The 25,734-nt window shown below is 46.1% G+C and carries 27 protein-coding genes and 2 tRNA genes; 13 read left to right on the top strand and 16 right to left on the bottom strand.

Annotation, left to right across the window (positions count from 1 at the left end; genetic code table 11):
- Positions 1–42: 42 nt before the first annotated feature.
- The 3 genes from BEL04_RS09530 to BEL04_RS09520 all read right to left on the bottom strand — a co-directional run bounded on the left by BEL04_RS09530 (position 43) and on the right by BEL04_RS09520 (position 1,323).
- Positions 43–768: a hypothetical protein gene (locus tag BEL04_RS09530; RefSeq protein WP_066002700.1), complete on the bottom strand. Its 726-nt coding sequence runs from the start codon at positions 766–768 to the stop codon at positions 43–45.
- Between the two features lie 289 nt (positions 769–1,057).
- Positions 1,058–1,141 (bottom strand) — tRNA-Leu (locus tag BEL04_RS09525).
- Between the two features lie 98 nt (positions 1,142–1,239).
- Positions 1,240–1,323: transfer RNA gene (locus tag BEL04_RS09520), tRNA-Leu, on the bottom strand.
- A gap of 121 nt (positions 1,324–1,444) precedes the next feature.
- Here BEL04_RS09520 and BEL04_RS09515 point away from each other — a divergent pair.
- Positions 1,445–1,882 carry a DUF2147 domain-containing protein gene (locus BEL04_RS09515; protein WP_371327582.1) on the top strand — a complete coding sequence of 146 codons (438 nt, stop codon included), beginning with the start codon at positions 1,445–1,447 and terminating at the stop codon, positions 1,880–1,882.
- Entirely contained in the window at positions 1,879–2,925 is a 1,047-nt protein-coding gene (locus BEL04_RS09510; RefSeq protein ID WP_066002698.1) for a YCF48-related protein, read from the top strand. Before BEL04_RS09515 ends, BEL04_RS09510 begins: the two co-directional genes overlap by 4 nt.
- On the opposite strand, the gene BEL04_RS09505 is transcribed toward BEL04_RS09510, so the two are convergent.
- Positions 2,912–3,730 carry an MBL fold metallo-hydrolase gene (locus tag BEL04_RS09505; protein ID WP_066002697.1) on the bottom strand — a complete coding sequence of 273 codons (819 nt, stop codon included), beginning with the start codon at positions 3,728–3,730 and terminating at the stop codon, positions 2,912–2,914. The two genes, BEL04_RS09510 and BEL04_RS09505, sit on opposite strands and share 14 nt — an antisense overlap.
- A 73-nt stretch (positions 3,731–3,803) precedes the next feature.
- On the opposite strand from BEL04_RS09505, the gene BEL04_RS09500 reads away from it, so the two are divergent.
- From BEL04_RS09500 to BEL04_RS09470, 7 genes are all read left to right on the top strand, one after another.
- Complete coding sequence (locus BEL04_RS09500) at positions 3,804–4,457, top strand: YceH family protein (protein WP_066002695.1); 654 nt, start codon at positions 3,804–3,806, stop codon at positions 4,455–4,457.
- Positions 4,458–4,563: 106 nt separating this feature from the next.
- Positions 4,564–5,328 carry an SDR family NAD(P)-dependent oxidoreductase gene (locus BEL04_RS09495; RefSeq protein WP_066002693.1) on the top strand — a complete coding sequence of 255 codons (765 nt, stop codon included), beginning with the start codon at positions 4,564–4,566 and terminating at the stop codon, positions 5,326–5,328.
- Positions 5,329–5,468: 140 nt separating this feature from the next.
- On the top strand, positions 5,469–6,377 hold the full coding sequence (locus tag BEL04_RS09490) for an AraC family transcriptional regulator (protein WP_066002691.1): 909 nt from the start codon (positions 5,469–5,471) through the stop codon (positions 6,375–6,377).
- Between the two features lie 77 nt (positions 6,378–6,454).
- Complete coding sequence (locus tag BEL04_RS09485; protein ID WP_066002689.1) at positions 6,455–7,417, top strand: glycoside hydrolase family protein; 963 nt, start codon at positions 6,455–6,457, stop codon at positions 7,415–7,417.
- A 74-nt stretch (positions 7,418–7,491) separates the two neighbouring features.
- Positions 7,492–7,674, top strand: coding sequence for a hypothetical protein (locus BEL04_RS09480; protein ID WP_066002687.1), 183 nt, complete (start codon positions 7,492–7,494; stop codon positions 7,672–7,674).
- A gap of 39 nt (positions 7,675–7,713) precedes the next feature.
- Positions 7,714–8,865, top strand: a complete 1,152-nt coding sequence (locus BEL04_RS09475) for a formylglycine-generating enzyme family protein (protein ID WP_083227838.1) — start codon at positions 7,714–7,716, stop codon at positions 8,863–8,865.
- Between the two features lie 33 nt (positions 8,866–8,898).
- Positions 8,899–9,627 carry a DUF481 domain-containing protein gene (locus tag BEL04_RS09470; RefSeq protein WP_066002684.1) on the top strand — a complete coding sequence of 243 codons (729 nt, stop codon included), beginning with the start codon at positions 8,899–8,901 and terminating at the stop codon, positions 9,625–9,627.
- Here the strand turns inward: BEL04_RS09470 and BEL04_RS09465 are convergent.
- Together BEL04_RS09465 and ligD are read right to left on the bottom strand one after the other, a co-directional pair.
- A complete protein-coding gene (locus BEL04_RS09465) occupies positions 9,624–10,907 on the bottom strand; it encodes an NRAMP family divalent metal transporter (RefSeq protein WP_066002682.1) in 1,284 nt (427 codons plus the stop codon). The two genes, BEL04_RS09470 and BEL04_RS09465, sit on opposite strands and share 4 nt — an antisense overlap.
- 56 nt (positions 10,908–10,963) lie before the next feature.
- Positions 10,964–13,651 carry a DNA ligase D gene (gene ligD / locus BEL04_RS09460; protein WP_066002680.1) on the bottom strand — a complete coding sequence of 896 codons (2,688 nt, stop codon included), beginning with the start codon at positions 13,649–13,651 and terminating at the stop codon, positions 10,964–10,966.
- 329 nt (positions 13,652–13,980) lie between these two features.
- Here ligD and BEL04_RS09455 point away from each other — a divergent pair, with 329 nt between their 5' ends.
- The 3 genes from BEL04_RS09455 to BEL04_RS09445 are packed head-to-tail and all read left to right on the top strand — an operon-like array spanning position 13,981 to position 15,876.
- The gene (locus tag BEL04_RS09455) at positions 13,981–14,289 is read left to right on the top strand and encodes a hypothetical protein (RefSeq protein ID WP_175404038.1); all 309 of its coding nucleotides are present in this window, start codon (positions 13,981–13,983) and stop codon (positions 14,287–14,289) included.
- A 29-nt stretch (positions 14,290–14,318) separates the two neighbouring features.
- The gene (locus tag BEL04_RS09450) at positions 14,319–15,023 is read left to right on the top strand and encodes a TIGR00730 family Rossman fold protein (protein ID WP_066002676.1); all 705 of its coding nucleotides are present in this window, start codon (positions 14,319–14,321) and stop codon (positions 15,021–15,023) included.
- Positions 15,024–15,042: 19 nt separating this feature from the next.
- Positions 15,043–15,876 (top strand): AMP nucleosidase, encoded by an 834-nt coding sequence (locus BEL04_RS09445; protein ID WP_066002675.1) that lies wholly within the window; start codon positions 15,043–15,045, stop codon positions 15,874–15,876.
- Here the strand turns inward: BEL04_RS09445 and ade are convergent.
- From ade to allB, 7 genes are all read right to left on the bottom strand, one after another.
- Positions 15,873–17,528, bottom strand: a complete 1,656-nt coding sequence (gene ade, locus BEL04_RS09440; RefSeq protein ID WP_066002674.1) for an adenine deaminase — start codon at positions 17,526–17,528, stop codon at positions 15,873–15,875. The genes BEL04_RS09445 and ade overlap by 4 nt on opposite strands.
- Positions 17,529–17,691: 163 nt before the next feature.
- Complete coding sequence (locus BEL04_RS09435) at positions 17,692–19,125, bottom strand: phosphoenolpyruvate kinase (protein WP_066003609.1); 1,434 nt, start codon at positions 19,123–19,125, stop codon at positions 17,692–17,694.
- Positions 19,126–19,147: 22 nt separating this feature from the next.
- The gene (gene uraH, locus BEL04_RS09430) at positions 19,148–19,489 is read right to left on the bottom strand and encodes a hydroxyisourate hydrolase (RefSeq protein WP_066002672.1); all 342 of its coding nucleotides are present in this window, start codon (positions 19,487–19,489) and stop codon (positions 19,148–19,150) included.
- Complete coding sequence (gene uraD, locus BEL04_RS09425) at positions 19,486–19,989, bottom strand: 2-oxo-4-hydroxy-4-carboxy-5-ureidoimidazoline decarboxylase (RefSeq protein ID WP_066002670.1); 504 nt, start codon at positions 19,987–19,989, stop codon at positions 19,486–19,488. Before uraD ends, uraH begins: the two co-directional genes overlap by 4 nt.
- The gene (allE, locus tag BEL04_RS09420; RefSeq protein ID WP_066002667.1) at positions 19,986–20,732 is read right to left on the bottom strand and encodes a (S)-ureidoglycine aminohydrolase; all 747 of its coding nucleotides are present in this window, start codon (positions 20,730–20,732) and stop codon (positions 19,986–19,988) included. Before allE ends, uraD begins: the two co-directional genes overlap by 4 nt.
- Positions 20,733–20,743: 11 nt before the next feature.
- Positions 20,744–21,988: an allantoate amidohydrolase gene (locus BEL04_RS09415; RefSeq protein WP_066002665.1), complete on the bottom strand. Its 1,245-nt coding sequence runs from the start codon at positions 21,986–21,988 to the stop codon at positions 20,744–20,746.
- Positions 21,981–23,318 (bottom strand): allantoinase AllB, encoded by a 1,338-nt coding sequence (allB, locus tag BEL04_RS09410; RefSeq protein ID WP_066002664.1) that lies wholly within the window; start codon positions 23,316–23,318, stop codon positions 21,981–21,983. Before allB ends, BEL04_RS09415 begins: the two co-directional genes overlap by 8 nt.
- Positions 23,319–23,414: 96 nt before the next feature.
- On the opposite strand from allB, the gene pucL reads away from it, so the two are divergent.
- A complete protein-coding gene (gene pucL / locus BEL04_RS09405; RefSeq protein ID WP_066002663.1) occupies positions 23,415–24,260 on the top strand; it encodes a factor-independent urate hydroxylase in 846 nt (281 codons plus the stop codon).
- 155 nt (positions 24,261–24,415) lie between these two features.
- Here pucL and BEL04_RS09400 read toward each other — a convergent pair whose 3' ends face one another.
- The 3 genes from BEL04_RS09400 to BEL04_RS09390 are packed head-to-tail and all read right to left on the bottom strand — an operon-like array spanning position 24,416 to position 25,662.
- Positions 24,416–24,616 carry a hypothetical protein gene (locus BEL04_RS09400; protein ID WP_066002662.1) on the bottom strand — a complete coding sequence of 67 codons (201 nt, stop codon included), beginning with the start codon at positions 24,614–24,616 and terminating at the stop codon, positions 24,416–24,418.
- A 1-nt stretch (position 24,617) separates the two neighbouring features.
- On the bottom strand, positions 24,618–25,199 hold the full coding sequence (locus BEL04_RS09395) for a hypothetical protein (RefSeq protein WP_066002660.1): 582 nt from the start codon (positions 25,197–25,199) through the stop codon (positions 24,618–24,620).
- On the bottom strand, positions 25,183–25,662 hold the full coding sequence (locus BEL04_RS09390) for an RNA polymerase sigma factor (protein ID WP_066002658.1): 480 nt from the start codon (positions 25,660–25,662) through the stop codon (positions 25,183–25,185). The genes BEL04_RS09395 and BEL04_RS09390 overlap by 17 nt, the downstream gene beginning before the upstream one ends.
- Positions 25,663–25,734: the final 72 nt, after the last annotated feature.

Here is a 25,734-nt window from a genome sequence, read left to right as displayed (position 1 = left end):
TTCTAATCAACAAAAATGGTGCATTAGTTGAACATAGCCTTGCTATTTATTCAATTCCTTATCTATTTCGGCAACTACATCGCGTATTTGTTTGGCCAGGGCCAGTTGCTGTTGCTTTCTTTCGTTAAAGGAGGTTACGTACCTCGATATCAGATATCTTACCGCCGGGTCGTTAAGCAGGCGCGAAATATGGGTGCCTGTCGAATCCGCGACTCCCTTTATGCCAACATACTTGTCGTAATCCGCACTTCTCTGCGCAAAAAGATTTTTATCTATCTGCTCCTGGAAAGGGATATCTATCGTATACAGGGTCATCAGGTCTTTCAGCAATTGCTGGTTTCGGATCAATCGTAAATAGCCCGATGATTTAAAGCCCTCAAAGCGGCCGTTATCTGCAACATAATAGGCAGTGTTGGTTAACTGGGTGCTGTTTCTGTCAAAATATGCTCCGTCAATCTTGTTGGTTTTTATTTGATGCCAGGCAGTATTGTAAAAATCGACCACCGGTTGAAAATCTCTGTTGCTGGTTTCGAGCTTATCAGCTTCGAGCTTAAGATCCTCTTTTACACCCTCTAAAAATTCCCTTTCAATATGATGCTCGTGCCGGGCGTCGTTCCAGTTATGCAGCACCAGCGTAACGCTTACCGCAAATATGATGATCGCCACTTCAAGCGCTATATCTTTTAATTTCTCTTTAAGAGGGCGCTTTTTATCTTTTATGATATGAACCGCTTTTTTGGTATGCTGTATTACTTTTTCTTCCGACATTACAGTTTTTAGTAAAAAGGTTTGATGTTCTATTTGTGCTGGTTAAGTTACGGCTGCATATCACAAAACATAAATAACCCGTGCCCGGATATCAGTTGTTAAGATAATGAAAGCAATTCAAAACAAAAAATTTGCTAAACGGATGCTAATTTCATGTGCGGTTTATCTACGTTGGTTGGGATTTGTAATCCGAACTTTGAGATTTGCGGATTTAAATCTGCATATGATATATATTTGCGGATAACAGACTCGAGACTAAAGACTCCTGACTCAGGACTAAGAAAAGAAGTGCCCAGGAGCAGATTCGAACTGCCACACCCTTACGAGTGCCACCCCCTCAAGATGGTGCGTCTACCAATTTCGCCACCTGGGCTTGTTGTGGTTCATTGGTTAGTTGGTCATTAGTTCATTAGTACATATCGGTGATAAGACAAATGAACTAATGAACCAATGAACTAATCAACTGATTAGTGCCCGAAGAGAGACTCGAACTCTCAAGAGACAATTCTCAACGGCTTCTGAGACCGCAACGTTTACCAATTTCGCCATCCGGGCAGGCAATGGGCTGCAAATATAATACGAATACACCACCCGTCAAAATAAATATATAATTCATTAATGTTTGATAATCCATCGTTAAAAGGCTATTTTAGTTTACCAATTAATTCAATCTTTTATGATGATGAAGAAAGCAAGTATCTTAACGCTGTTGCTAATAGCATCGTTAAGTGTGTTAGCGCAGGAGCCCAACGGCGACGCTATTATCGGTAAATGGTTAAATCCATCGGGCGAAGACCAGATATGGATATACAAGGTAGGGAACAAATATTTTGGCAAACTGGGCTGGATAAAGGTGCCCGATGAGAATGGTCACCCTAAAATGGATAAAAATAATCCCGACCCGGCGTTGCGTACCCGGCCCGATCTAAACCTGGAGTTGTTGAAGGATTTTACGTTTGACGGAAAGACTTATGAGGATGGTACCATTTATGATCCGAAAAGCGGTAAAACCTATAGTTGTAAAATGACACTGACGGGCAACACTTTAAAGATAAGAGGATACATCGGCATATCGCTTTTTGGGCGCACCGAGGTATGGACAAGGGTTAAATGAAACAAATCTATATAGCAGGTATCGGTGCGGCTGCACTGATGTTGTTCGTTTTTTTTAATGGTGCCATTGCACAAAAAATAACCGTTACGCAACAACCCGGCAGGGGTGCAAGCTTACGCGGATTATGCGTGGTGAACGATAAAATTGCCTGGGTAAGCGGCAGCAAGGGCACCGTGGCCATCACCAAAGATGCCGGTAAAACCTGGCAATGGCAGCAGGTAAAAGGTTTTGAAACTTCGGATTTTCGGGATATACAGGCTTTTTCGGATAAAGAGGCCGTGATCATGAGTTCGGGTACGCCGGCGCTCATCTTAAAAACAACCGACGGGGGTGCCAACTGGCAGGTAAAATACCATAACCGCGATACCTCGGTGTTTTTTGATGCCATGGATTTTAACGGCAAATACGGCAGCATTATGGGCGATCCGATAAACGGCCACTTCGTGATCTTCGAGACCGAAGACCGCGGCAAAACCTGGAAGCAGCGCGATGTGGCTAAATCGCCTGTAGGCCGCGACGGTGAGGCCTGCTTTGCTGCCAGCGGTACCTGTTACAGCATTTATGATAACGGACTGATGAAAACCGATGGCCTGCTCATTGTTTCGGGCGGCAGTGCGGCAAATTTGATCTATTCGCTTATTAACGGTAAAAAATGGTCGTACACACCATTGCCTATCGCCCACGGCACCAACAGTTCGGGCGCTTTTTCGTTCACGTCGGATAGTAAGCATTGGGTAGTCGTCGGCGGCGATTACCAGCACGATCAGCGTACCGATTCGACTGTTTGCTACTCCAATAACGCTGGTAAAACCTGGGCCCTGGCTAAAATTTCACCAGGCTTTCAATCATGTGTGCAATATTTATCAGGTAAGATCTACATTTCCACGGGTACTTCGGGTACCAACATCAGCAAAGACGCCGGCGTAACCTGGTCAAAGATCGACGGTACCAGCTTCAACGTTTGCGGTCATCACGGCAAATTCATCGTTTTTGCGGGCAACGGTGGTAAAATAGGTATCTACAGCGAAGTTAAAACAAAGTGAACTGCAGCCGGGTAGCATCCAGTTCCGAGGGTTGATCTGTACCGGTGACATGGTATACAGCTGTTTCTTCGTATCGCGACGCCACCACAATGCGGGTACCATCTGCGTAAGCGTCGAATAATTGCTGCACTAAAACCGGGTCGTTATTATCTTTCGACAGGTGCGCTAACAACAGATGGCTCATATAAGCCGGCTTGTGGCCCGTAAAAATATCCAGCGCCTGTTTATTGGATAAGTGCCCTTTGCTTCCGCGGATGCGTTGCTTCAGATGGTAAGGATAGCGCCCGTTCGTGAGCATGTCATCATCATAATTAGCCTCTAAAAACGCGGCGTGGCATTGCCCGAAATGAAAGATCACATGCTCGCAGGCTTCGCCGATATCGGTAAATACGCCAACCCTGATCTCTCCGCAGCTGATCATAAAACTGTGAGGCTCGATAGCGTCGTGCTGTTTGGGAAAGGCAGTAATACAAAGCCCGCCAATACAAACCTGCTGGTAAGCCAAAAATGGAACGATGTTATTGTCATCAATATGCAAACCACCATGTTGCAGCGTTTGCAAGGTAATATAAACAGGCAGTTTATACTTTTTGGCCAGCACTTCAACACCGCGGATGTGGTCGGAGTGTTCGTGCGAGATAAAGATGGCCCTTACCCTTTGCATGGTTAACCCAAGCCTTGCCATGCGTTTCTCGGTTTCGCGGCAGGATATCCCGGCATCAACCAGTACGGCATCGTGCTCGTTACCAATGTAATAGCAATTGCCGTTGCTGCCCGAATTTAAGGATGCAATGAATAAAGACATTTAACTGCAAAGTAACCTTATTTTTAATAAAAAATTGTTCTGAAATTTACATCTTGCGTTACTAATTATCAACATGGATACACCGATCACCCTGCCTGTTTTAGACGATACCGAACTGCGCGTATTAGGCGCCCTGATGGAGAAAAGCAAAACCACTCCCGACTATTATCCCATGACTTTGAACGGCCTCACCACCGCCTGTAATCAAAAAACATCGCGCCGCCCTGTGGTTGATTATGATGAGGAAACTGTGGTTTTAGCTTTAGATAGTTTAAAAAAGCGCGGCTTGATCTCGACGGCAACCGGCGGCTCCAGCCGCGCTACGAAATATAAGCACAACTTCGCCATTGTATTCCCGGTTGTACCTGCCGAGGTGGCCATTATTTGTTTATTGATACTACGCGGCCCGCAAACGCCTGGCGAACTGAATACCAACTCAGGTCGGTTGTGGGAGTTTGAGTCACTCGAAGAAGTGCAGCAGGTTTTGGAGCGTATCTCATCCGAAGAAATGCCTTTTGTGCAGCAGTTGCCGCGCCGTCCCGGCCAAAAAGAAGTTCGTTATATGCATTTGCTGGGCGGTACTTTCGATTTTACCGAAGATGACCAAGCCGAAGAACCTGCCCGCCGTCCGGTTGGCGAACTGGAAGGCCGCTTAACTAAAGTGGAAACCGAACTGGCCGAACTGAAAGAAGCCTTTGAAAAGCTGATGAAGGAATTGATGGGGTAGGAAGATCTGATACGATTGTTTGAATTTCGCAAATAATGGATTGATTGCTACAAACAGTCGCCGCATTTTCTGCACCATCTTTGTATCAATAAAATAAAAGCAGAAGATGGAAAAGAAAAATAAAATAGCCCTGGTAACCGGCGGCAGCCGCGGCCTGGGTAAAGACATGGCTCTGCGCCTTGCTGAAAAAGGTATCGATGTTGTTTTAACTTATCACAGTAAAGCAGATGATGCGCAGAAAGTTGTTGAACAAATTGAACAGGGCGGCCAAAAAGCCGCGGCCTTGCAATTGAATACAGGCAATATCAAAAGTTTTGATACGTTCGACAGCCAATTGAAAGACACATTAAGCTCAAAATTCGGGACAGATCATATCGACTTCCTGATCAATAATGCAGGTACCGGCGCCTATAAATTAATCGAAGAAGTAACCGAAGAAATTTTCGACGAACTGTTAAACATCCACTTTAAAGGCGTTTACTTTTTAACACAAAAAATGCTGCTGATGATGAACGATGGCGGTGGTGTAATTAATATATCCAGCGGCCTGGCCCGGGTATCTATGCCAAGGTCATCGGCTTATGCGGCAATGAAGGGTGCCATCGAAGTGTTTACCCGTTACATTGCTGCCGAATACGGCCCACGCGGCATCAGGGCCAATACCGTTGCTCCCGGCGCTATCATGACGGATTTTGGCGGCGGTCAATTACGGTCGAACGAAGAAATGCAAAAGCGTGTAAGCTCGTTTACAGCACTGGGCAGGCCCGGCGTAGCCGAAGACGTCGGCGGCGTGGTTGCCTTTTTATGCACCGAAGATGCACGTTGGGTAAATGGTCAGCGTATTGAGGTATCAGGCGGGATGCTGTTGTAATTCACGAGCACGTTTTAAAAACTAAATGCATATCAGGAGGCTCCAGGGGAGCCTCCTGATATGCATTTCCATGCGAAGACATAAGCCTTTGCTTTAGGCGGCTCAAATACCTAACTTTGAATTTTACAAACAAACAAACAATGCCTAACCCAACCACACTCGAAGAATTTTACCAGGACAGCGGTGCGCAGCTTCCGCAGGGTATCGCCAAAGAAATTGGGCACTTTAACGTTTTTGAAACCGAAAAGCTGTTTGCTAGAAAGGCAGAGGAACGAACCATGGTATATAACCGGCGGGCTTATTATAAAATAAGCTGGATCAGGGGGAGGAGCAGGGCGGAGTATGCTGATAAAGTGATCGATATCGAGCAAAATGCCCTGATATTCGGAACGCCCAAAATACCTTACAACTGGGTAGCCCTTGATGATGACCAAACTGGTATGTTTTGCATTTTTACACCCGATTTCCTCGCTTCAGGTAAATCGGGTGTAACTTTAGATGAGTTACCGATATTCCAGCCCGGGCAGGTCCCGGTCTTTGAGCTTTCGGACCAGGAGGTTGCCGAGATGGAATATATCTTTAGGAAGATGCACCGCGAGCTTACCGCCGATTACAAATACAAGTACGATCTGCTGCGCAACCTGGTGATGGAATTGATCCACTACGGGCAAAAATTACAGCCCATGTCGGCCCTGAGCACAACGCAAAATGCTTCGCAGCGCATATCTTCCTTATTTATCGAATTGCTGGAAAGGCAGTTCCCGCTCGAATCGGCTCATCAACGCCTGTCGCTGCGTTCGGCCAACGATTATGCCGACCGGCTTGCAGTGCACGTTAATCACCTCAACAAAGTGCTGAAAGAAGTAACCGGCAATACCACTACCGAGATCATCAGCAAAAGGATCATTCAGGAAGCTAAGATCCTGCTTAAGCAAACCAAATTGACTGTAGCCGAAATTGCCTACACACTTGGTTTTGATGATGTGGCACATTTCTCCAATTATTTCAAAAAGCAAACGGCCACCACGCCATTGGCTTTTCGAGCATAGCCGGAATACTCCAATACAGCTTAACCCTTAGCCAATCCTGTTGAATATTGCTGCTGTTTTTATGCCTTAATTGCGGGATGAAGATATTTCGTATCCTGTTACTGCAAAGCGTACTAAGTTTGATATTCGTCAGTGCCCGTGCGCAAACTTTAAAAGATGCCATACAACCGGCTATCAAAAGCGCCGGCTTTAAAATGGAAGGTTACATTTTGTGGTGCCCTTCGGTGATCAAAGTGGGCGATACTTATCACCTGTTTGCCTCACGCTGGCCCGAGCAATACGGCCTCGGCGGCTGGACGACCTACTCCGAAATTGTACGCGCCACCTCGAAGAACCTGTACGGGCCATATACCTTCCAGGAAGTAGTGATCCAAAAACGCCCCGGCCAATGGGATAAGGAGCGGGCGCATAATCCCAAAATAGTTAAAGCGGGTAATAAATATGTACTGTACTATATCTCCACTGCCAATAAAACCGGTTATGCCTGGGCAGATAACATTATCGGGCCATGGAATAGGATAGATGCCGAAGCCATGCCTTTTTCGAACCCGGCGCCGCTGGTAAAAAGCGACGGCAGCATCTATGTCTTCGGGCGAAAATCCATTAATAATATCCGTGTAGCTCAGGCTTATACCGCCCCTGCTTTTGATGGCAAATACACGTTGTTAAATGGCGGTAATAATTTATTGCCCGATAGCTGCCAGCTGGAAGACCCAACCATCTGGTGGGCACAAAATCAATATAATGTTCTGTTAAGTGATTTTGCAGGCAAGCTTACCGGTATATCTAAAAACGGTGGGCAGTATTATTCGGTCGACGGTGTCCATTACAAAACGGTATCGAAAGAATCAGTCTACACTAAAACAGTTACGTATGATGACGGAACTACGCAAACCTTTAAACGGCGCGAGCGGCCATTTGTCTATCCCAACGAAAAAGGCGAGATCACTGCATTCTTTTCGGCTTGTTTAACTGAGCAGGGGCAGTCGTGGATAGTGGTGAACCCTGTAAAAAACTATGTTCCGCCAAAATTTAAGTGAGGTAAAAAGTTATAAATAAATTTTTATTTACTAAATAATTTAGCATATTTTTGTTATCCCCAAAATGTGCTAATATGGAGAACGCAAAAGATCACGAGTTTGAAGAAGAGCTTTCATCGCAGGCAAAATCGCCCGAATCGGCGATAATTTTAGAAGCATTAACCCTTTTGCGTGAGGTTAAGCGTTATCGCGGTTTCTTTTATAAACAAAAAGTAGCCAGTTTGGAGGCTAAAGCCAGGAAGCTGAATATTGGCTGAAAATGCTGATATTGCGTCGCATTTCAATTACCTGTTAAAATGATATCGCGCAAAGCAATAGCCTGTACCCTTAGTCTGCTTATTCTCTTTTGGGGATGTTTGCAAAAGCAGCAAAAGCCCGTGCAGGTAATTGTGCCGGCAGTCAAAATAAATAACCCGCTCAAAAAAGCGGTTTGCTGCGAATCGGGTATCCCGTCAAGGTTTAAAGCTACTGCCGTAAATAACCCGGAGATAACACCGGCAAAAAACTCATCGCACAAAGGGATGGTCTGGATCAAAACCGGAACCTTTATGATGGGCGCCGATAACAAGCAAGCTGCTGATGACGAATATCCCAAACATAAAGTTACCGTAGATGGCTTTTGGATGGATGCTACCGAGGTAACCAACGAACAATTTGCTGCTTTTGTAAAAGCTACCGGTTATGTGACCACCGCCGAGCGAAAACCCGACTGGAACGAGCTAAAAAAGCAACTGCCGCCCGGTACTCCCAAACCGGATGAAAGTTTGCTGGTACCGGCATCGCTGGTATTTACTCCGCCCAATCACCCGGTAAACCTGAATGATGTAGGCCAGTGGTGGAGCTGGCAAAAAGGTGCCGATTGGAAGCATCCGCACGGGCCGGGCAGTAATCTTAAAGGCAAAGAAAAAGCGCCCGTTGTTCAGGTATCTTTTTACGATGCACAGGCTTATTGTAAATGGGCGGGCAAACGCCTGCCTACCGAAGCAGAGTGGGAGTGGGCCGCGCGCGGCGGGTTACAAAATAACATCTATCCCTGGGGTAACGAACCTGTGAACCAGGGCAAGCAAAAAGCCAATATCTGGCAGGGCAGCTTCCCTGACAAAAATACTTTGCAGGATAAGTTCTATTATGCCGCGCCTGTAGCCTCGTTCCCGGCAAACGGTTATGGCTTGTACGATATGGCCGGCAACGTTTGGGAGTGGTGTGCTGATCTGTACAACAACGAATATTACAGCCAGGTCAATTCGCCGCAAGGCGTAAAAAACCCGCAAGGGCCGGCTAAAAGCTTCGACCCCGATGAGCCTTATGCCCGTAAACGTGTAACCCGCGGCGGCTCCTTTTTATGTAACGATAGTTATTGCTCCGGCTTCCGCGTAGCCCGCCGTATGAAGACTACCGAAGACAGCGGTATGGAGAACCTGGGTTTCAGGTGCGTGCAAAATAACTAAGCAGTTTTTTGCGGCATTGCCTATACTTGCACCATGAAATACAAAATATTGCTTGTCATGCTGTTTTTGGCTCAGCTGGCACATGCACAGTTTAGCGATAGTACGCATTATTACACCAATCTAACCACTTCGGGTTCGATCAATAAAACCAACGATGCCATTGCCTACCTGATGAACGACGGCCTGAAATTCATCATCAAAAATAAACAGGTATGGTTCAACTTTGATAATAACTGGGTTTATGGCAAGCAGAACTCGGCTCTAACCAATAATGATTATTCGTCGGTTTTTGAGGTAAACATTTACGAAACTATCCCGCACTTTTTTTACTGGGGACTGGCCAATTACAATACCAGCTACTCGCTAAAAGTAAATAACGAACTGCTCGCCGGGGCGGGGATAGCCTACAGCATCATCGATCGTAAAAATGCCTATTTAAATCTGAGTGATGGTATATTGTATGATAGCAGCGATCTGACGCTGCCCGATAATAACCGCGATGTATATCATACTTATCGTAACTCTTTCAGGCTATCGTTCAAGTTTGCTATTGCTGATAAATTCGCGATAGACAGCAGGAGTTTTTTGCAGAACTCGTTTCAAAGTGGTGCAGACTATATTATCAAATCGACCACGAACGTGTCATTCAAGCTGAATAAATGGCTAAATCTAACATCGGCCCTCACCTATAACCGGCAAAATCGCACCCAGAGCGAGAATCTGCTGTTTACCTACGGGTTAACTTTCGAAAGATATTTTTAGAGTGTAAAGAACATCGCGATTGCCGCAGCGCCCATTGCTGCAAAGGTGAACCACAATAAGCTTTTAGAGAGTATGCCGCTGCTGAACTCGCCCATAATATCTTTATTGGAAGCGATACGAACGATCAGAAACAGCAATGGCACTGCTGCAACGCCATTCAGCACAGCAGCATAAACCAGCGCCTTAACCGGATCGATACCCACGAAATTGATCGTTAAACCTATTAAAGTGGAGATGGTGATGATACCGTAGAAACCATGTGCCTTATGCAGCTTTAAATTTAAGCCCGATTCCCAATTGAAAGCCTCAGAAACTGCATAGGCTGCCGAGCCGGATAGCACGGGCACGGCCAATAATCCCAGGCCGATGATACCTATCGAGAAAATAAGCTTGGCCAAAAAACCGGCATGAGGAAACGAATGCACCAGCGGTTCGAGGGCCCTCGCTGCATCGGCCGCTGTTTTAATATCGGTTACCCCGTTGTTATGCAACACCGTAGCGGCCACCAATAAAATACACCAGGTGGTGATCTCGGATATGATCATACCCGTATTATTGTCAACCCGCATGCGGCGGATAGATCGTAGGGATATTTTGGGTTTACCGTTAATTATGGCCACACCGCGTTCTTTCTCTTCTTCCACTTCCTGCGATGCTTCCCAAAAAAACATATAGGGCGATATCGTTGTACCCAACACGCCGGTAATGATAAATAGGAACGCAAAATTGAACTCGAAATGCGGCACAACCGTGGCTTTCAGCACGGTGCCCCAGGGTTGGTGCACAATAAACACGGTAATAGGATAAGCGAGCAGGGCAAGCGCGAGCCATTTTAGTATTTTGGAGTAAACTTTATAATTGGTGAATATCTCCAACACCAAAATGATAACTGTAAAAAACAAGGTTAACACGATAAGCGGGAGCGGTACCAATAGTTGTGCCGCAGCTGCCATAGCGCCAATATCTGCACCAATATTTATGGTGTTGGCGATGACTACCAGGCTAACCACGGCGTGTAATACACGTTTACTGTAATGCTCTTTAACAACGGCGGCTATGCCTTTGCCGGTTACCAAACCGATACGTGCGCAGGCCTCCTGTACTGCCGCCATAAACGGCAGCATGTAAAGCGCCGTCCACAGCTGCCCGTAACCAAACTGCGCCCCGGTTTGCGAGTAAGTAGCTATGCCCGATGGGTCGTCATCGGCAGCGCCGGTAGTTAAACCAGGTCCGAGTAAGCTCAAAAACTTCCAGAACCTTTTTTTAGGAGGCTGTTTCATTGTTCTGTAAAGATAAATTAAAACCTGGCATCCCGAACATGACCGTCGTCACTTGATCAGCCAAATACACTTTGCGCTTTTTTAATACATTTTTCTAAATCGATCCCTTTTCCGAACGTGCCCTTAAACAGGTCGCCGGTTTCTTTTAAGCGGTCTACCGAGTTAAAAATGTTAAAATCTTTCATGGCCAGCCCCGGCTTTACCTCGTTCCAGCTCAAGGGCATCGATACTGTGGCTCCCACCTTTGGCCGCAGCGAGTATGGCCCTGCAATGGTTGCCCCCGGCCGGTTCTGTAAAAAATCAAGGTACATTTTGCCACCGCGCTTGGCTACCATGCGTTCCAGGCTTGTATAGTCCGGTATTTGTTTGTGAACGAGGTTAACGATGAGCCGGGCAAACATTTGCGATTGATCGTAGTCATATTTCGCCGCAAGCGGGATATAAATATGCATCCCTGTCGACCCTGATGTTTTTGGGTACGACGGTACATCGATGGCATCTAAAACCTTTTTTACTTCCAGCGCAGCCGAGACTACCTGGTTGAAGGTATTTTTATCCGGATCAAGGTCGATCACGCAATAATCAGGGTTGTCGGGCGATTGTACCCGGCTAAACCAGGGGTTCATCTCGATACAGCCTAATGATGCCATCCACAGCAAAGTAGCTTCATCATTACCGACCAGGTACTCTTTATGCTCGCCTTCGCTGGTGGTGTACGGAAAAGTCTTTACCCAGTCGGGCGATTTACCTTTTACATCCTTTTGGTAAAAGCTTGGCCCGTGTATGCCATTCGGGAAACGGTTGAGCGATTGCGGCCTGTCCTTCAAATATGGTAAAATATATTCGGCAACCTGGTAATAGTAATTAAACATATCGCGCTTGGTCACCTTATCTTCGGGCCAGTAAACCTTACTCAGATGTGTGAATCTTAAATCATGACCGCATATTTTTTTAACCTGTGTTTCTTCGGCAGGGTTGAGCAAGGTTTTTTTGCCGGTGCTTTTAGGCGCCGATATCAGCTGCTGTTTTTCTTCCTTTTCCACTTCTTTAACAATTTCGTTTGTACTCGCCTCGCTTTCTCGGATAACATCCTTCGCCTTTTTATCATCGCGCATCCCCTGAAAAGATGGATGGCGGAATACGCCGTCGGTGGTGACTTCGGCGTAGGTTATTTCGCCCACCAGTTGCGGTTTTAGCCAGGTAGCTTTCGCCTTTGGCGGGTTAGGGCGAAAGCGCGATGGCTTGTTGACATCGACGGCTCCTTCAAACGGGCTCTTATCCGTGATCAACGGTTTAAACTGCGCCATCATTTCTTGTTGCATCTTGTCGTTAAAGCCCGTACCTACCTTGCCGGCATATTGCAGCACTCCATCCTGGTAAACACCTAATAATAACGAACTAAATTGTTTAGTTGTACCTTCGTTTTTGGTAAAACCACCAATCACCACTTCCTGCCGTTTATGTGCTTTGATCTTGAGCCACTCTTTCGACCGCAGATCGGGCGAGTAGGTGCTATCCGCCTTTTTGGCGATGATCCCTTCCAGCCCGATACGCTCGGCAGCTTTAAAGAATTCTGTCCCGCTGGCATTAAATATCCGGCTCAGACGTATCATGTCGTCGTCGGTAGGCAAAACCTCTTTTAAAACCGAACGGCGCTCTCTAAACGACAGGTTCATCAGGTTTTTCCCATCGTACCAAAGTATATCGAACACGTAATAAACCAGTTCGCCGTCGGCTTCGCTGCGCCAGTTTTGCAGGCTACCAAAGTTGGATTGCCCTTTGTTATTTAAAACCACGATCTCACCATCCAACACAGCATTGATTTTCCATTTTTTGAGGATATTATAAAGCGGATAATACTTATCGTTAAAGGGCTTGTTATTGCGCGACTGCAGTTCCACTTCACCTTTATTGATGTAGGCTATGGAGCGGTAGCCATCCCATTTTACCTCGTACAACCAGCCGGGGCCGTCAAAAGGTTCATCAACCAATGTTGCCAGCATCGGTTTAATGTTTTTTGGCATTGCCGATTTGTGTGCTTTTTTTAAAGCATCGACCGAACCTTTATCAGCTGTAGCTTCAACCCTTTCGGCTATCTGGTCTTCAACCGGTGGTTCATGCTTTTTTTTTTCGCCCGGGCGTTTAGTTTTCCCGTAGATGTTATCGCTTGTTTTTTCAACCTGGGTGATGGTTTTTCCGGATTGTACCGATTTGTCTTTTTTAGTGATATCAGCGGTTGAGGCAAACTCGTCGTTATGTTTAATCAGTAACCAGCCATTTTCGCCCATACCGTGGGTTTTTACCAAAGCATATTCGCCATGCAGCTTTTTTCCATGCAATACAATTTTTAGCGATCCGGCTTCCAACTGCTTCAACAGTTGTTTTTCCTGCGCTTTCTTGCCTTCGATATGCTCAATGGGCTCGTAGGTGCCTTCGTCCCATACGATAACGGTGCCGCCGCCATACTGCCCCTGCGGGATAATGCCTTCAAAATCGCGGTAACTGTACGGGTGATCCTCCACCATCATGGCCAGGCGTTTGGTTTTAGGATCGGTTGACGGGCCTTTAGGTACGGCCCAGCTTTTTAGTACTCCATCCATCTCCAGTCTGAAATCGTAATGCAGGTGCGACGCATCATGTTTTTGGATCACGAAATGCAAAGCATCCGTATCTGCACTTTTCCCGGATTTTGGCTCAGACGTTTTGGTAAAATCACGCTTTTGAACATATTTCTCAAGACTCATAGCATAGCTTATCTAACGTACGGGGCAACCGCACTTAACTACAACAGCTGTTAATAATGATTGTTTAAGCCAATTTTGAATGAGATTTTGGCTGGAATAAGAGTAACATGTAAGATTTTACACTCACTTTTTGTATTTTAAGAAGGAAAATCTACAAAAAATGCAAAAAAATTATCAAATAATTGCATTTTATGTTTTAAGTTATTAAATTTAGAATTGGTTAATTACTAAAATTTGTGCAGGCGGTGTGTGAGACGGGACGAAAATAACTCAAAATGATTTTCAAACTAAACTGATACTGCCATATGCACCCCGAGATAGAAACAGCTATGAAACATGCATTTGAAGGTTACCTGGAGCCTAACGACCTGGCAAAGATTAACGCCGAGAAACTGGTAAATCATTTAAGTAATAAAGGGCTATATCAACCTCGCATGCTAAATACCACCTGGACAGGTGGCTTCAGCATTTTTTTGACGCAGAACGATTGGCAGTTCCACATGCAGGCTAACAATGAAGGCCGTATTGTGTACATCATATTTAAAGGCTCCGAGCAGATGGATTGCGGTAGCCTGAGCTACGACGAATATATGCCGATACTGGTTTATTACCTTAACACCATTAAGATGGCAGCCTAAGCTATCGTCTGAGGTCACCTGGCATAACAATGGATAAAGATTATAAAATACGGCGCGCTTTTGAGAATAAAAGTTGGCAAGAGATCAAGGTTAACGACTCGTGGCATATTTTTAAGATCATGGCCGAGTTTGTCGACGGGTTTGAAAAGCTCGCCAAAATAGGGCCATGCGTATCTATTTTCGGTTCGGCGCGTACCAAACAGGATCATAAATATTATCTCTTATCTCAAAAAATAGCAGGCCTGCTTTCCGAAAACGGATACGGTGTAATTTCTGGCGGAGGCCCGGGAATTATGGAAGCCGCCAACAAAGGCGCCTTTGAGGCTGGTGGTAAATCTGTAGGCCTGAACATTGAACTGCCGTTTGAGCTTTTCGAAAACAAATACATCGATCGCGACAAGCTATTGGAGTTTAAATACTTTTTTGTGCGTAAAGTGATGTTTATGAAGTACGCGCAGGGGTTCATCATCCTGCCGGGTGGATTTGGCACCCTCGATGAGCTTTTTGAGGCGATCACCCTGATCCAGACCGGAAAAATAGCCCGTTTCCCCATTGTGCTGGTAGGTACGGAATATTGGAGCGGCTTGTTCGACTGGGTGCGGGCGAGCATGCTGACGGCGGCTAATATCAAGGAGGAAGATCTCGACCTTTTTGTGATGGTGGATACCGCCGAAGACGCTGCAGACCACATCTTTAAATTTTACGAAAAATACGTGATCAAGCCTAATTTTTAAGCTGACCGCGACGACTGCTATGAACGAAGAAAAAGACAGTGCCAAACTTAACGAGGTAAAAGGCCCGATAAAACCCGGCTTAAAAACCAAGGAAGCTATTGTAGATAACTGGCTGCCACGTTATACCGGCCGGCCGCTGGCCGATTTTACCGGGTATATTATTCTTACCAATTTTTCGAAATACCTGCAGATGTTTTCGGAGTGGCATGATAACGCACCGATTATTGGCCTGGATAAACCTATGCAAAGCGTTACTGCCAACGGAATTACGATCATCAATTTTGGTATGGGCAGCGCGCTTGCGGCTACCATGATGGACCTGCTGACTGCCATTCATCCGAAAGCCGTAATATTTTTGGGAAAGTGCGGCGGCTTAAAAAAGAAGAATAACGTAGGCGATTTGATATTACCTATTGCGGCTATTCGCGGTGAGGGCGCCTCTAATGATTATATGCCCGCCGAAGTACCTGCCCTCCCGGCATTTGCGCTGCAAAAAGCTATCTCGACAACGATCCGAGAACATAACCGCGACTACTGGACGGGCACCTGCTATACTACCAACCGCCGTGTTTGGGAACATGATAAGGTGTTTAAAAAATACCTCAAAACCTTGCGGGCCATGGCTATTGATATGGAAACAGCAACAATATTTACGACGGGCTTTGCTAATAAAATCCCGACAGGAGCTTTGCTTTTGGTGTCTGATCAACCCATGATACCCGAGGGCGTGAAGACCGCCGAAAGCGACTCTGCTGTTACCGAGAAATATGTAGAAACACATTTACGCGTAGGTATCGACTCGTTAAAGCAACTGATCAACAACGGGTTAACGGTTAAACATTTGAAGTTTTAACCGATTATCCTAAACTCATCCCCATCAAACAATCCCAGGTCACTCAATTTGAGGTGCGGGATAACCAGCAGGGCCATGAATGATAAAGTCATGAAAGGAGCGGAGAGCTTTGAGCCCAGGCTTTTGGCCATCGCATCGATAGCGGTATAAGCTTCGGCAACTTTGTACCCATCCTGATCGCTCATTAAACCTGCTACAGGTAAGCCAAGCACCATCTCGTTGCCGCTGTTGGTGTTGTCACCAACAACTCGTGGCTGTACACAGCTTACTCCACCTTGTTCTGCAATAACCAAATTAACTGCCCGGCAAATACTTTCGTCATCAACCCCAACCACCACAATATTATGGCTGTCATGCGCAACGGATGAAGCGATAGCGCCCTCGGTAAAGCCGAAATTCTTAATAAACCCTTTCGCTACAGGCGCATCCCGGTAACGGTTAACGACGGCTATTTTCAGGATATCGTTTTCGAGATCGCTTTTAATCTCACCATCTTGAGGCAGCATTTTCACCGTCAGTTTATTGGTGATCAATTGTCCGTCGATAGCTTCCATCACCGGCATCGATCCGTTAAAATCAGAAGCAACTTTAAATGCAAAATCGAGAGGTTTTTTTTCGGTGCAGGTAAAATTATTGATAATCTTCGATGGCATGGTTTTGACCTTCGATACGCCATTCTCGGCAACCAGTTCGCCATCGATATAGGTTTGCGCTACTTCGAATTTTTTAAGGTCGCTAACTAAAATAAAATCGGCACAGTCGCCAACCTGTAACAAGCCAATATCTAATTTATAATGCTCAACCGGGTTTATACAAGCGGCCTGTAATACTTTAAAAACGTCGATACCATAATTTACAGCACGGGCGCAAAGCTCATTGATATGCCCGGCAGCTAAGCTATCAGGGTGTTTATCATCACTGCAAAACATCATGTTATCTGAATGTTCGTGAAGCAAACCCACCAGAGCGTCAAAATTTTTAGCGGCGCTGCCTTCGCGGATCAGTATCTTCATGCCATAGCCCAGTTTATCCAAAGCTTCTTCGGCGGTAAAACATTCATGATCAGTGCTGATGCCAGCGGCAATATATATTCCGGCCGCTTCGCCGCGCAGGCCGGGAGCATGACCATCAATAGGTTTGCTTACTTTTTTTGCCGATGCGATCTTAGCCAAAACTTCCGGATCGTTATTTAATACTCCGGGGAAGTTCATCATCTCTGTAAGGTATTTGACCTCGTCGCGCTGCAAAAGCTTATCTACATCATCGGCGTTAAGCGTAGCGCCTGCAGTTTCAAAAACGGTAGCCGGCACACAACTCGGCGCACCAAAGTTAAATTTGAACGGAACGGTTTTGCCATTCTCTATCATAAACTCAACACCGGCCATACCGCAAACGTTGGCAATTTCATGAGGGTCGTTTACCGTGCCCACGGTGCCGTGCACAACCGCCAGCCGGGCAAATTCTGCCGGTACAAGCATCGAGCTCTCTACGTGTACGTGCGCGTCGATAAAACCGGGAAGGATGTATGGAAGCGACGAGTCGTCAATATCAACCTTATCGATGTCTGTTATTTTACCGTTGGCAAAGCTTACCCTTGCCGGATAAACGCTTTTGTTTTTGATATCGACGAGTCGGGCTGTTATTTGTTGCATGTTTTTAACAAAAAAAATGTCATTTCGAGAGAGCGCAGCGACGAGAAATCTTCTGCGACATGTGTGTGAATTTTGCAGGTAGCCGAGTGGCATGAAGCAGAAGATTTCTCCTCACGTCGATGTCCAAGTCCGTCACCTTGTTCGTCGAAATGACAAGTGGGGATTAGTTTTTCTTCCTCCTACCTTCCAAAATCCTGTAAAACGACCGGCTTCTTATTTCATCCAAAGTTAAACCTGTCGCCAAAGCTTCTTCTTCGGTAATGGCGCCGCAGTTCATCGCTTTTAAAAAGAAGTTCAATAAACCCTGACCGGTTGCCGCATCGTCAAAAATATCGCCGGTAAGGGTTGATATGGCTGCGCGCTCAACAAAAGTTTTTAACCGGAAAACGGCATCGCTGTAACTGCTTAAAAAGAAGTTGTATGTGGCCGCATACCGCATCGGCAGGTGCGCAGGGTTTAAATCCCAGCCCTGGTACATGCCGTTGATGAGCGAGTGCATGGTATGTCCGTAACCAACCTGCCAGGCATGGTGTACCGACTCGCGGTTCTCTTTCAACTGGTCGTACGTTAGATTATCGCCGCGGTGAGGGCCGATCGGGATCACATTAGTAGCACCGTCCGAAAGGAAGATGCCTGTCCCGCCAAGGGCAACCTTGGTCATGTGGTGGGCGAAATCGCAAACAGGATGTGCCATAGTTTGGTATTTGGCGGTGATGCCGGCAGAAGCAGTGTAATCATACGTGCCGAAGTGGGCAGCAATGCAACGGCCCTCACTGGCTTTAATAATGCGGAATAACGGGTTGCGGCCTTCATCGTCCATCACGATCTGTGTAGCCTCAACCATGGTTTCCATTTTCAAATAACCAGGCGCTAAATTATGTTTCTTTTCGATGATCTCGAACAAACGTACCATCGTTACTACCTGCTCGGGAATGGTTACTTTAGGCAGCATCACCACAAAGTTATCGGGTAGTTTACCGCCGGTTTCTTCAAATAAAGTTGTCAAAAATATGTCCAGGGTGCGCACGCCACGGGTTTTCAGGTCTTCAGTAAAAGGCTTGATGCGGATACCGATGAAAGGGGAGATGGTTTTGTTTTTCATTCCCAGGGCCAACTCTTTGGCGGCATTCACAGCGGTGGCATCTTCCTCGTCGTTAGGGCGGTTGCCAAAGCCATCTTCAAAATCTATCCGGAAATCCTCAACAGCCTCGGTCTGTAGTTTCTTAACGATCTTGTTGTAAACCGAGTAAGCCAGCCATGCGCTTTCTTCTTTGCGCTTGGCTTCGGTCATCGCATCTAATTTTTTGGTCAGCTTTTCAATGTCTTTTTCCAGATGAGGTAAATGCTCATAGCCATCCAGTTTTAAAACTTTGGCCAGGGTAACAAAATCGGGCGCGTAGGTTTGCAGGTTACGCAGGGCAACTTCGCCCATACGTACGGTGGTGTCGCTCTTAAATAAATTGGCGCCGCCGTATACCGTGTGTACGGGCTGGCGGTCGGGCTTATCGCCCGGGTATTTTTTCTGGAATTCGATGTTGGCTGTTTTCAGCGTATCGAGTAACTGGTTTTTATCGGTGTCTGAGATACTAAATTTCATATTGTTATGGTTGGTTGGCCCGTCACGAGCCACGGTATGTCGAATACCCAAAAGGGTTTAATAATAAAGGTACGTGGTAATGTTGCCCGTCGCCGGCAATGTTAAATACGATTTCCACAAAAGGATAAAATGCTGCCACACCAAGTGTGGTAAAGTATGCTCCGGTATCAAAATACATTTTGTAATTGCCGGCCGGTAATACATCTTCTTTGTGGAGCAAGTCAGCTATGCGGCCATCGGCATTGGTTTGGTTCGAGGCTAATTTTTGCCAGTCTTCGCCATCTTGTTTAAACAAGGTAATGGTAACGCCTTGCGCAGGTTTGCCCAGCGTAGTATCTAAAATATGTGTGGTGATCTGGCTCATGCGAATAATTTATTTAAGCGGATGGCGGTTATTTTGGCCTGCTCCTCAGCGGCTATGCGTATTTCCTTTTCGGGATCGTTCGGCAGGCGCGCGTTGAGCAACGCCAGCATTTCCTGGGCCGATTTACCCGTAGCGCAGACAATAAATATAAACCCGAACTTGTTAAAATAGTCGTCGTTACCTTTAGCTAAGGCGTCGATCACCTCGTCGCTGGCCTGGTTCACACCCGATTGCTCGCCCGATGCCCACGCCGCTGTCGACGCGAATTTTTCCTTTAGTGAGCCTTTATCACCAATTTTCGGATGGTGCGTAAATGCTTCCAGCCAATCGGGCTCGGCGCATTGCAGCCATTGCTCGTCGGCATCCTGCAGCAGATCGACCAGGTCTTCGGCGGGCAGAACTGCCAACATTTTGTTCACCCAGGTGGTCGACCCGCAGCACCTGAACAAGGCATCGCGCTTTTCGGCTTCGCTTAAATGGTCAAATTCGGCAATGGTCATATCGTGGTCGGGAAACGGTTTACGTTCTTATAATAAATATACACGGCAGGCTCTTTACCCATAGCGGTAAACCATTGCTGGCAATACGGCGCCATCCAAATGGAATCGCCCTTTTTTATCGGGTACCATTCATGGTCGAGCATGTAAATGCCCTGGCCCTGCAGGTACAACAGGCCGTGCTCCATAATATGTGTCTCCACCATCGGCAGGTTACCGCCGGTTTGGTAAGTGAAAATGTTTACAGCCATGTCGAAATTCAGATCGGCAGGTAGCAACACCTGTATACGCAAAGCCTCGTCGTCCATATAGATCGGACCTTCGTGATTGGCCTGGTCATCAAATATTACACCCGGAACATCATAACCTTCCAGGTGCTCATATACCTTATGGAAGGTGAGTATCTGTGTGCCCTGGGCAACATTGGTAAAATGGTAATCAGTTTCGACAGGCACATATACAAACTGGCCTTTGGTTAGCTTTTGGGTTTTACCGCCAGCTGTTGCCGTAGCGCTGCCCTCAACCACATAAAAAAATATTTGTGATGCCTTGGTTGCACCTTTTAACTCGCAGCCGTTTTGCGCGGTGACGAGCGTTTGGCAAAGGTTTGCACCCATTTGCTCGTTAATGATCACGTTTACGATGCAGTTCGTCCAACCCGGCACATTGCTGTTGATGTAACCATCGGGTGCTATTACCGCGTGGTTACGTTTCACTACACTCCGTGTTAATGCTGATATTTCCATTATATCTTATGTTATTCGTATTTCTTAATTAATTCTTTTATAAATTCTTCCGATACCTGTATAGCAGCCGCCACATCTGCAAGTTCGGCATTTTCGAGCGGGTTATGGCTGATGCCTTTAAAACAACGCACAAAAAGCATTGTAGCTGGTGCAACCTGCGATATAGGCACGGCATCGTGCCCGGCGCCGCTTACCAGTTCAACCAGATCGATATTCGAGTTGCTGATCGCTTGTTTCAGCAGAGCGTTCAAATCAGCATCACAGGTCGCCGGCTTGGTTTCCTGTATTAAATTCCAGTTCAATTCTATTTTTCGTTTGCCGGATATTTTGGTACAGATATCTTTGATCTGTTGGTAAGCCAAAGCCAGGTAACGCTCGTCCGGGCTGCGCATATCCAAACTGCAAACCACCTTGCCGGGGATGACATTGCTTGCCGGATCGGTCAAATCAAGTTTACCCACAGTAGCGACCAGCCTATCTTTATTTTCGATGCCAAAACTTTCAACAGCCAGCACAAATTCAGCGGCGCAAGCCAGGGCATCGTTGCGCATGTCCATCGGCACTGTCCCGGCGTGGCCGGCAACTCCGGTAAAAGTTATCTCTACTCGCTTTTGTCCCGCAATAGCGGTAACCACGGCAACCGGTATCTTGTTTTCGTATAGCACCGGGCCCTGCTCAATGTGCACCTCAAAGTACCCAAGCCATTCATCGGCCGGGATATCATCCGCGGCAAGCGCATTAACATCGCCACCAAAACTCTGAACAACTTGTTTTAAGGTATGGCCTGCTTTATCCGTGCGATCAAAAAAGCTCTTATCAAATGAGCCCGCCACAACTTTACTACCTAAATAGGTGGTATGGAAACGTACGCCTTCCTCATCGCTAAAAGCAATTAATTCGATGTGGAAAGGCAGTTCGGTTTTATCGGCAATAAGCTGCTCTAACAAATCCAATCCTAAAATAACACCAAGCGGACCATCAAATCGTCCGGCATTCACAACGGTGTCTATATGTGATGCAATAACGAAGGTTTTAGCACCGGGCTTTTTACTGAATAGCTTGCCACGCACATTGCCGATGTTATCGGTATATACCTGTAAGCCTGCATCCTTCATCCAACCGGCTACCAAAGCACTGCCCCGTAAAAATTCGGGTGTACCGAAAGTACGGGTAATACCCGTTTCGTGCTCGCTGATGGCAGCCAGCTCGTTTATCCTCGCGAATACTTTTTCGGCGCGTTGCAGGTAGTTACTCATGGTTTAATATCGGTTGGCCGAGGTTCAGTTGTGTAAATATACCATTATCAAAAACTTTAGTGCCGCCCAGCCAGGTTTGTTTTACTACGCCGTATAATTCGCGGCCCAGGTAAGGCGTAATCTTATGTTTATGCTGTATCTGATCTTCTGTTAAAGTGAAACTTTGCTCCGGGTTCCATATCACCAGGTCGGCATCATAGCCAACAGCAATTTTGCCTTTGCTTTTTTGTTTGCCGATGAGCTTCGCCGGATTTTCTGAAAGCCATTTGGCTATATCGTTTGCGATACAGCCACGTTGTTTTGCAGCCGTCCATAACACAGGTAGTGCAAATTGCAGCGAAGCGATGCCACCCCAGGCTTTTTTAAAATCGCCGGTGCCGATCTGTTTCAGATCGGGTGGAGCAGGCGAGTGGTCGGTCGCCACAAAATCGATGATGCCATCTTTTAAAGCCTGCCAAAGCTGGTCGTTATTTTGCTTTTCGCGGACAGGCGGTGCGCATTTAAACTGCGTTTGCCCGTCGGCTATATCTTCGGCATTAAAAAACAGGTAATGCTGCCCGGTTTCTACAGTAAGCGGCAAGCCTTTCTGTTTTGCTTTCGCGATGGCCGCGATGCTGTTTGCTGATGACAGGTGGACGATGTGCACCCGGCAACGATATTCTTCGCAAAGAGCGATCATCAGGTTAATGGCATCATCTTCCCAGTATTTTGGGCGCGATGACAAATAATCTTGATAGGATTGCGCATCCCATTGCTCCGGTTTAAAATCGTCCGTCAGCTCGCAATGCACCAGCAAAGGCAGGTTGTGTTTGGCTATAATGGGCATTCCTTTGCGCAGATCAGCCTCTGTCGCATTCGGGAAATCATCAATCCCCGAATGGGTTAAAAAAGCTTTAAAGCCCAACACGCCTTTTTTAATCAACGGCTCTATTTCATCGGTATTACCGGGGATTATACCACCCCAAAAACCGACATTAGTATGCAGCTGATTTTTTGCTGCTGCCAGCTTTTCTTCAAAAGCGGCAACGCTGGTGGTAACCGGGGCCGAGTTTAAAGGCATATCCACCAAAGTGGTTAAGCCCCCGGCAATAGCGGCGCGGGTAGCTGTGTTAAAGCCTTCCCAATCGGTACGACCGGGCTCGTTAATGTGCACGTGCGGGTCTATCACACCCGCCATCACTACGCTATCACCAACATCGGTAATTACTGTATCCACCATCGCATCGTAAGGTAAGATGCTTTTGATCAAACCATTTTCAATTAAAATGATGCCTTTCATTATACCTTCCGGAGTAATGATATCTGTAGATTTTATAGCTATTTGGCTCATTTTTGAAAATTCTGTTAAATTTAGTATCTTTAAATGCAAAAATGGTTGAATTTTTCTAATTTGGTAAATCTTTACGCATAATCAAAACAAAAAATAATGAATATCAGACTTGGCAAAAATGCTTACGGTAAAAACGCGGTCAACCTGTCAAAGATCATCCGTCATCAGGACTATCACGAATTCAGGCAAATATCTGTAAATGTATCGCTTCAGGGCGATTTTGAAACCGCGCATACCCTTGGCGATAACTCGAAGATACTGGCTACCGACACGCAAAAAAATACCGTATATATTTTAGCTAAAGAACATTTTACCGGCAGCATTGAAGAGTTTGCCATTTACCTGGCCAACTTTTTCATTGCCCATAACCCGCAGGTATCTGTAGCTACAGTCGATATTGAAGAGCATTTATACACGCAAATGCAATTTGGTGGCAAGGTACATCCGCACGCTTACATCAGCAGCGGTAACGAGAAACATACAACCACAGTGGTGAAAAATATTAACGGCACCAAAGTAAAATCAGGTATTAAAGATTTACTGATCCTAAAGACTACCGATTCGGGCTTTGTGGGTTACATCAAGGAGCCTTATACCTCCCTCAAAGAAACCACCGACCGGATACTGGCTACACAATGCGAAACTGAGTGGGAATACAACGATGCGAATATTGATTATACCGACAGTTTTAAAGACATCCGCGAAACCTTATTAAAAACCTTCGCTTTCCACAAAAGCCTGTCGGTACAACAAACCTTGTACGCTATGGGCGAGGCTGTGCTAAAAGCGTATGACAAGGTAAAAGAGATCAGCCTCATCATGCCGAATAAACATCATATTCCGTTCAACCTGGAGCCGTTTGGTATGGAAAATAAGAATGAGATATTTGTGGCTACCGATGAGCCTTACGGTTATATTACCGGTACGGTGGTGAGGGGGTAATTAACGTTTTTTTCGCGTTGTCATCTCGAACGATAGTGAGAGGTCTTCTGCTTTATGCTCGTATACTTCGTAAGTAGCAGAAGATTTCTCTTTCGCTCTGTTGCACATTCCCACCCATGCTCTTTCGAAATGACAAAAAGATTAAAAAGTTGAGATTAACATTTCGCCTGCGCAGACTTAATTCGCTTTAACCGGATAAAAGCCGTGATCTCTAAAGCCAGCCCTATGCCCACTATAAAACCGAGAACGAAATCGGGCAGGTGCAGATAATGTTTCAGCAATTGCGGGGTGGTGGCCATCAGTAAACCTATAGCAATCAGCAGCCTTTCGGGCATCGGGAATTTCCTGTTATTCATGTTAAAACTGTTTTGATATTTTTTCCAGCCGCTCGAGCATTTCGTTCAGCTTACGGGCGTTCTTTTTAAATACACGCGGGCGAACTACGAACCACATCACTGCAAGGTACACAACAGTAGCGCTGTAAATAATGATGGTAAGTGTGGCGTTGTGATGCACAAATTCGTACCAATATAGCATCAGCCCCACCGAAGAGACCGACATAGCTATTACTTGTGTTTTTTTGTAGAAATAGATCTGATTTTGGCGTGTACGCTCTATGAATTGAACAAATTCGCTATTGGTACAATCTTTCAACTCATAAAATCTTTTTACCGATCGTATATTAGTTACGGCAAGGATAACGCATGAGATGATCAGCAGTACATCGCCGATGTACGTAGTTACCATAGTGGCATGATCAAAAAATATGCCCCAGAGCATGATACATGAGCATGCCAGCGCTATCACGATGATGATGACCTTTCGGCGTATCTTTTGGTTACGGAATTTTTTAACCATGCGCAGCATCTCTGCCGGCTGTGGCAGCGGATCGGTATTGGCCGATAACCACAAGGCTTTTAAATCATCTAAATTGTCCATTCGTTTTAAATTTAATAGCCAATTTTTCTTTTATCCGGTGTATTTTAACCCGGGTATTGCCAGGGGTAAGGCCTACGATCTCGGCGATCTCAGCCTGTGGCAGATCCTCAAGCACCAGCGAAATAATGATCCGCTCGGTTTCCTCCAGTTCGTTTATACATTGGTATAAAAATGCCAGCTTCTCTTCCTGTGTTTCTTCATGCACTGCGGGCAGGTTAAGCGGTAGCTCAGTGGTGACTACCCGTTTTGATTTTTCGAGAGCGCGCAGGCAATTGTTAGTTGCTATGCGGAAGATCCAGGTGCTGATGTGCGACTGGTTACGAAACGTATCCAGGTTTTTCCATACCGAGATAAAGGTTTCCTGGGTAATGTCCTTCGCCTGATCGGCATCATTAAAATAACCCATACACACCCGGTATATCTGGGGCGAATGCTTTGAATATATTTCTTCAAAGTCCGTCATCTTAAAAAAAGTTCCTGATATTGCTCATTGGGTGAATTTGCGGATTTAGATACGGAGGGGTAGTAAATGTTA

The sequence above is a fragment of the Mucilaginibacter sp. PPCGB 2223 genome, from assembly GCF_001705515.1.
In the GTDB taxonomy this organism is placed as follows: domain Bacteria; phylum Bacteroidota; class Bacteroidia; order Sphingobacteriales; family Sphingobacteriaceae; genus Mucilaginibacter.
This window is presented reverse-complemented; position numbering and strand designations above follow the sequence as displayed.

Excerpts from the sequence above, each read along its gene's own strand:
- BEL04_RS09435 (WP_066003609.1), bottom strand. The coding sequence starts at position 19,125 with ATGAAATTTAGTATCTCAGACACCGATAAAAACCAGTTACTCGATACG.
- BEL04_RS09485 (WP_066002689.1), top strand. The coding sequence starts at position 6,455 with ATGAAGATATTTCGTATCCTGTTACTGCAAAGCGTACTAAGTTTGATA.
- BEL04_RS09510 (WP_066002698.1), top strand. The coding sequence starts at position 1,879 with ATGAAACAAATCTATATAGCAGGTATCGGTGCGGCTGCACTGATGTTG.
- BEL04_RS09465 (WP_066002682.1), bottom strand. The coding sequence starts at position 10,907 with ATGAAACAGCCTCCTAAAAAAAGGTTCTGGAAGTTTTTGAGCTTACTC.
- BEL04_RS09490 (WP_066002691.1), top strand. The coding sequence starts at position 5,469 with ATGCCTAACCCAACCACACTCGAAGAATTTTACCAGGACAGCGGTGCG.
- BEL04_RS09445 (WP_066002675.1), top strand. The coding sequence starts at position 15,043 with ATGAACGAAGAAAAAGACAGTGCCAAACTTAACGAGGTAAAAGGCCCG.
- uraD (WP_066002670.1), bottom strand. The coding sequence starts at position 19,989 with ATGACCATTGCCGAATTTGACCATTTAAGCGAAGCCGAAAAGCGCGAT.
- BEL04_RS09470 (WP_066002684.1), top strand. The coding sequence starts at position 8,899 with ATGAAATACAAAATATTGCTTGTCATGCTGTTTTTGGCTCAGCTGGCA.
- allE (WP_066002667.1), bottom strand. The coding sequence starts at position 20,732 with ATGGAAATATCAGCATTAACACGGAGTGTAGTGAAACGTAACCACGCG.
- BEL04_RS09395 (WP_066002660.1), bottom strand. The coding sequence starts at position 25,199 with ATGGACAATTTAGATGATTTAAAAGCCTTGTGGTTATCGGCCAATACC.
- BEL04_RS09530 (WP_066002700.1), bottom strand. The coding sequence starts at position 768 with ATGTCGGAAGAAAAAGTAATACAGCATACCAAAAAAGCGGTTCATATC.
- BEL04_RS09480 (WP_066002687.1), top strand. The coding sequence starts at position 7,492 with ATGGAGAACGCAAAAGATCACGAGTTTGAAGAAGAGCTTTCATCGCAG.
- BEL04_RS09505 (WP_066002697.1), bottom strand. The coding sequence starts at position 3,730 with ATGTCTTTATTCATTGCATCCTTAAATTCGGGCAGCAACGGCAATTGC.
- BEL04_RS09400 (WP_066002662.1), bottom strand. The coding sequence starts at position 24,616 with ATGAATAACAGGAAATTCCCGATGCCCGAAAGGCTGCTGATTGCTATA.
- BEL04_RS09475 (WP_083227838.1), top strand. The coding sequence starts at position 7,714 with ATGATATCGCGCAAAGCAATAGCCTGTACCCTTAGTCTGCTTATTCTC.
- ligD (WP_066002680.1), bottom strand. The coding sequence starts at position 13,651 with ATGAGTCTTGAGAAATATGTTCAAAAGCGTGATTTTACCAAAACGTCT.
- allB (WP_066002664.1), bottom strand. The coding sequence starts at position 23,318 with ATGAGCCAAATAGCTATAAAATCTACAGATATCATTACTCCGGAAGGT.
- ade (WP_066002674.1), bottom strand. The coding sequence starts at position 17,528 with ATGCAACAAATAACAGCCCGACTCGTCGATATCAAAAACAAAAGCGTT.
- BEL04_RS09455 (WP_175404038.1), top strand. The coding sequence starts at position 13,981 with ATGAAACATGCATTTGAAGGTTACCTGGAGCCTAACGACCTGGCAAAG.
- BEL04_RS09515 (WP_371327582.1), top strand. The coding sequence starts at position 1,445 with ATGATGATGAAGAAAGCAAGTATCTTAACGCTGTTGCTAATAGCATCG.
- BEL04_RS09415 (WP_066002665.1), bottom strand. The coding sequence starts at position 21,988 with ATGAGTAACTACCTGCAACGCGCCGAAAAAGTATTCGCGAGGATAAAC.
- pucL (WP_066002663.1), top strand. The coding sequence starts at position 23,415 with ATGAATATCAGACTTGGCAAAAATGCTTACGGTAAAAACGCGGTCAAC.
- BEL04_RS09390 (WP_066002658.1), bottom strand. The coding sequence starts at position 25,662 with ATGACGGACTTTGAAGAAATATATTCAAAGCATTCGCCCCAGATATAC.
- uraH (WP_066002672.1), bottom strand. The coding sequence starts at position 19,489 with ATGAGCCAGATCACCACACATATTTTAGATACTACGCTGGGCAAACCT.
- BEL04_RS09450 (WP_066002676.1), top strand. The coding sequence starts at position 14,319 with ATGGATAAAGATTATAAAATACGGCGCGCTTTTGAGAATAAAAGTTGG.
- BEL04_RS09495 (WP_066002693.1), top strand. The coding sequence starts at position 4,564 with ATGGAAAAGAAAAATAAAATAGCCCTGGTAACCGGCGGCAGCCGCGGC.
- BEL04_RS09500 (WP_066002695.1), top strand. The coding sequence starts at position 3,804 with ATGGATACACCGATCACCCTGCCTGTTTTAGACGATACCGAACTGCGC.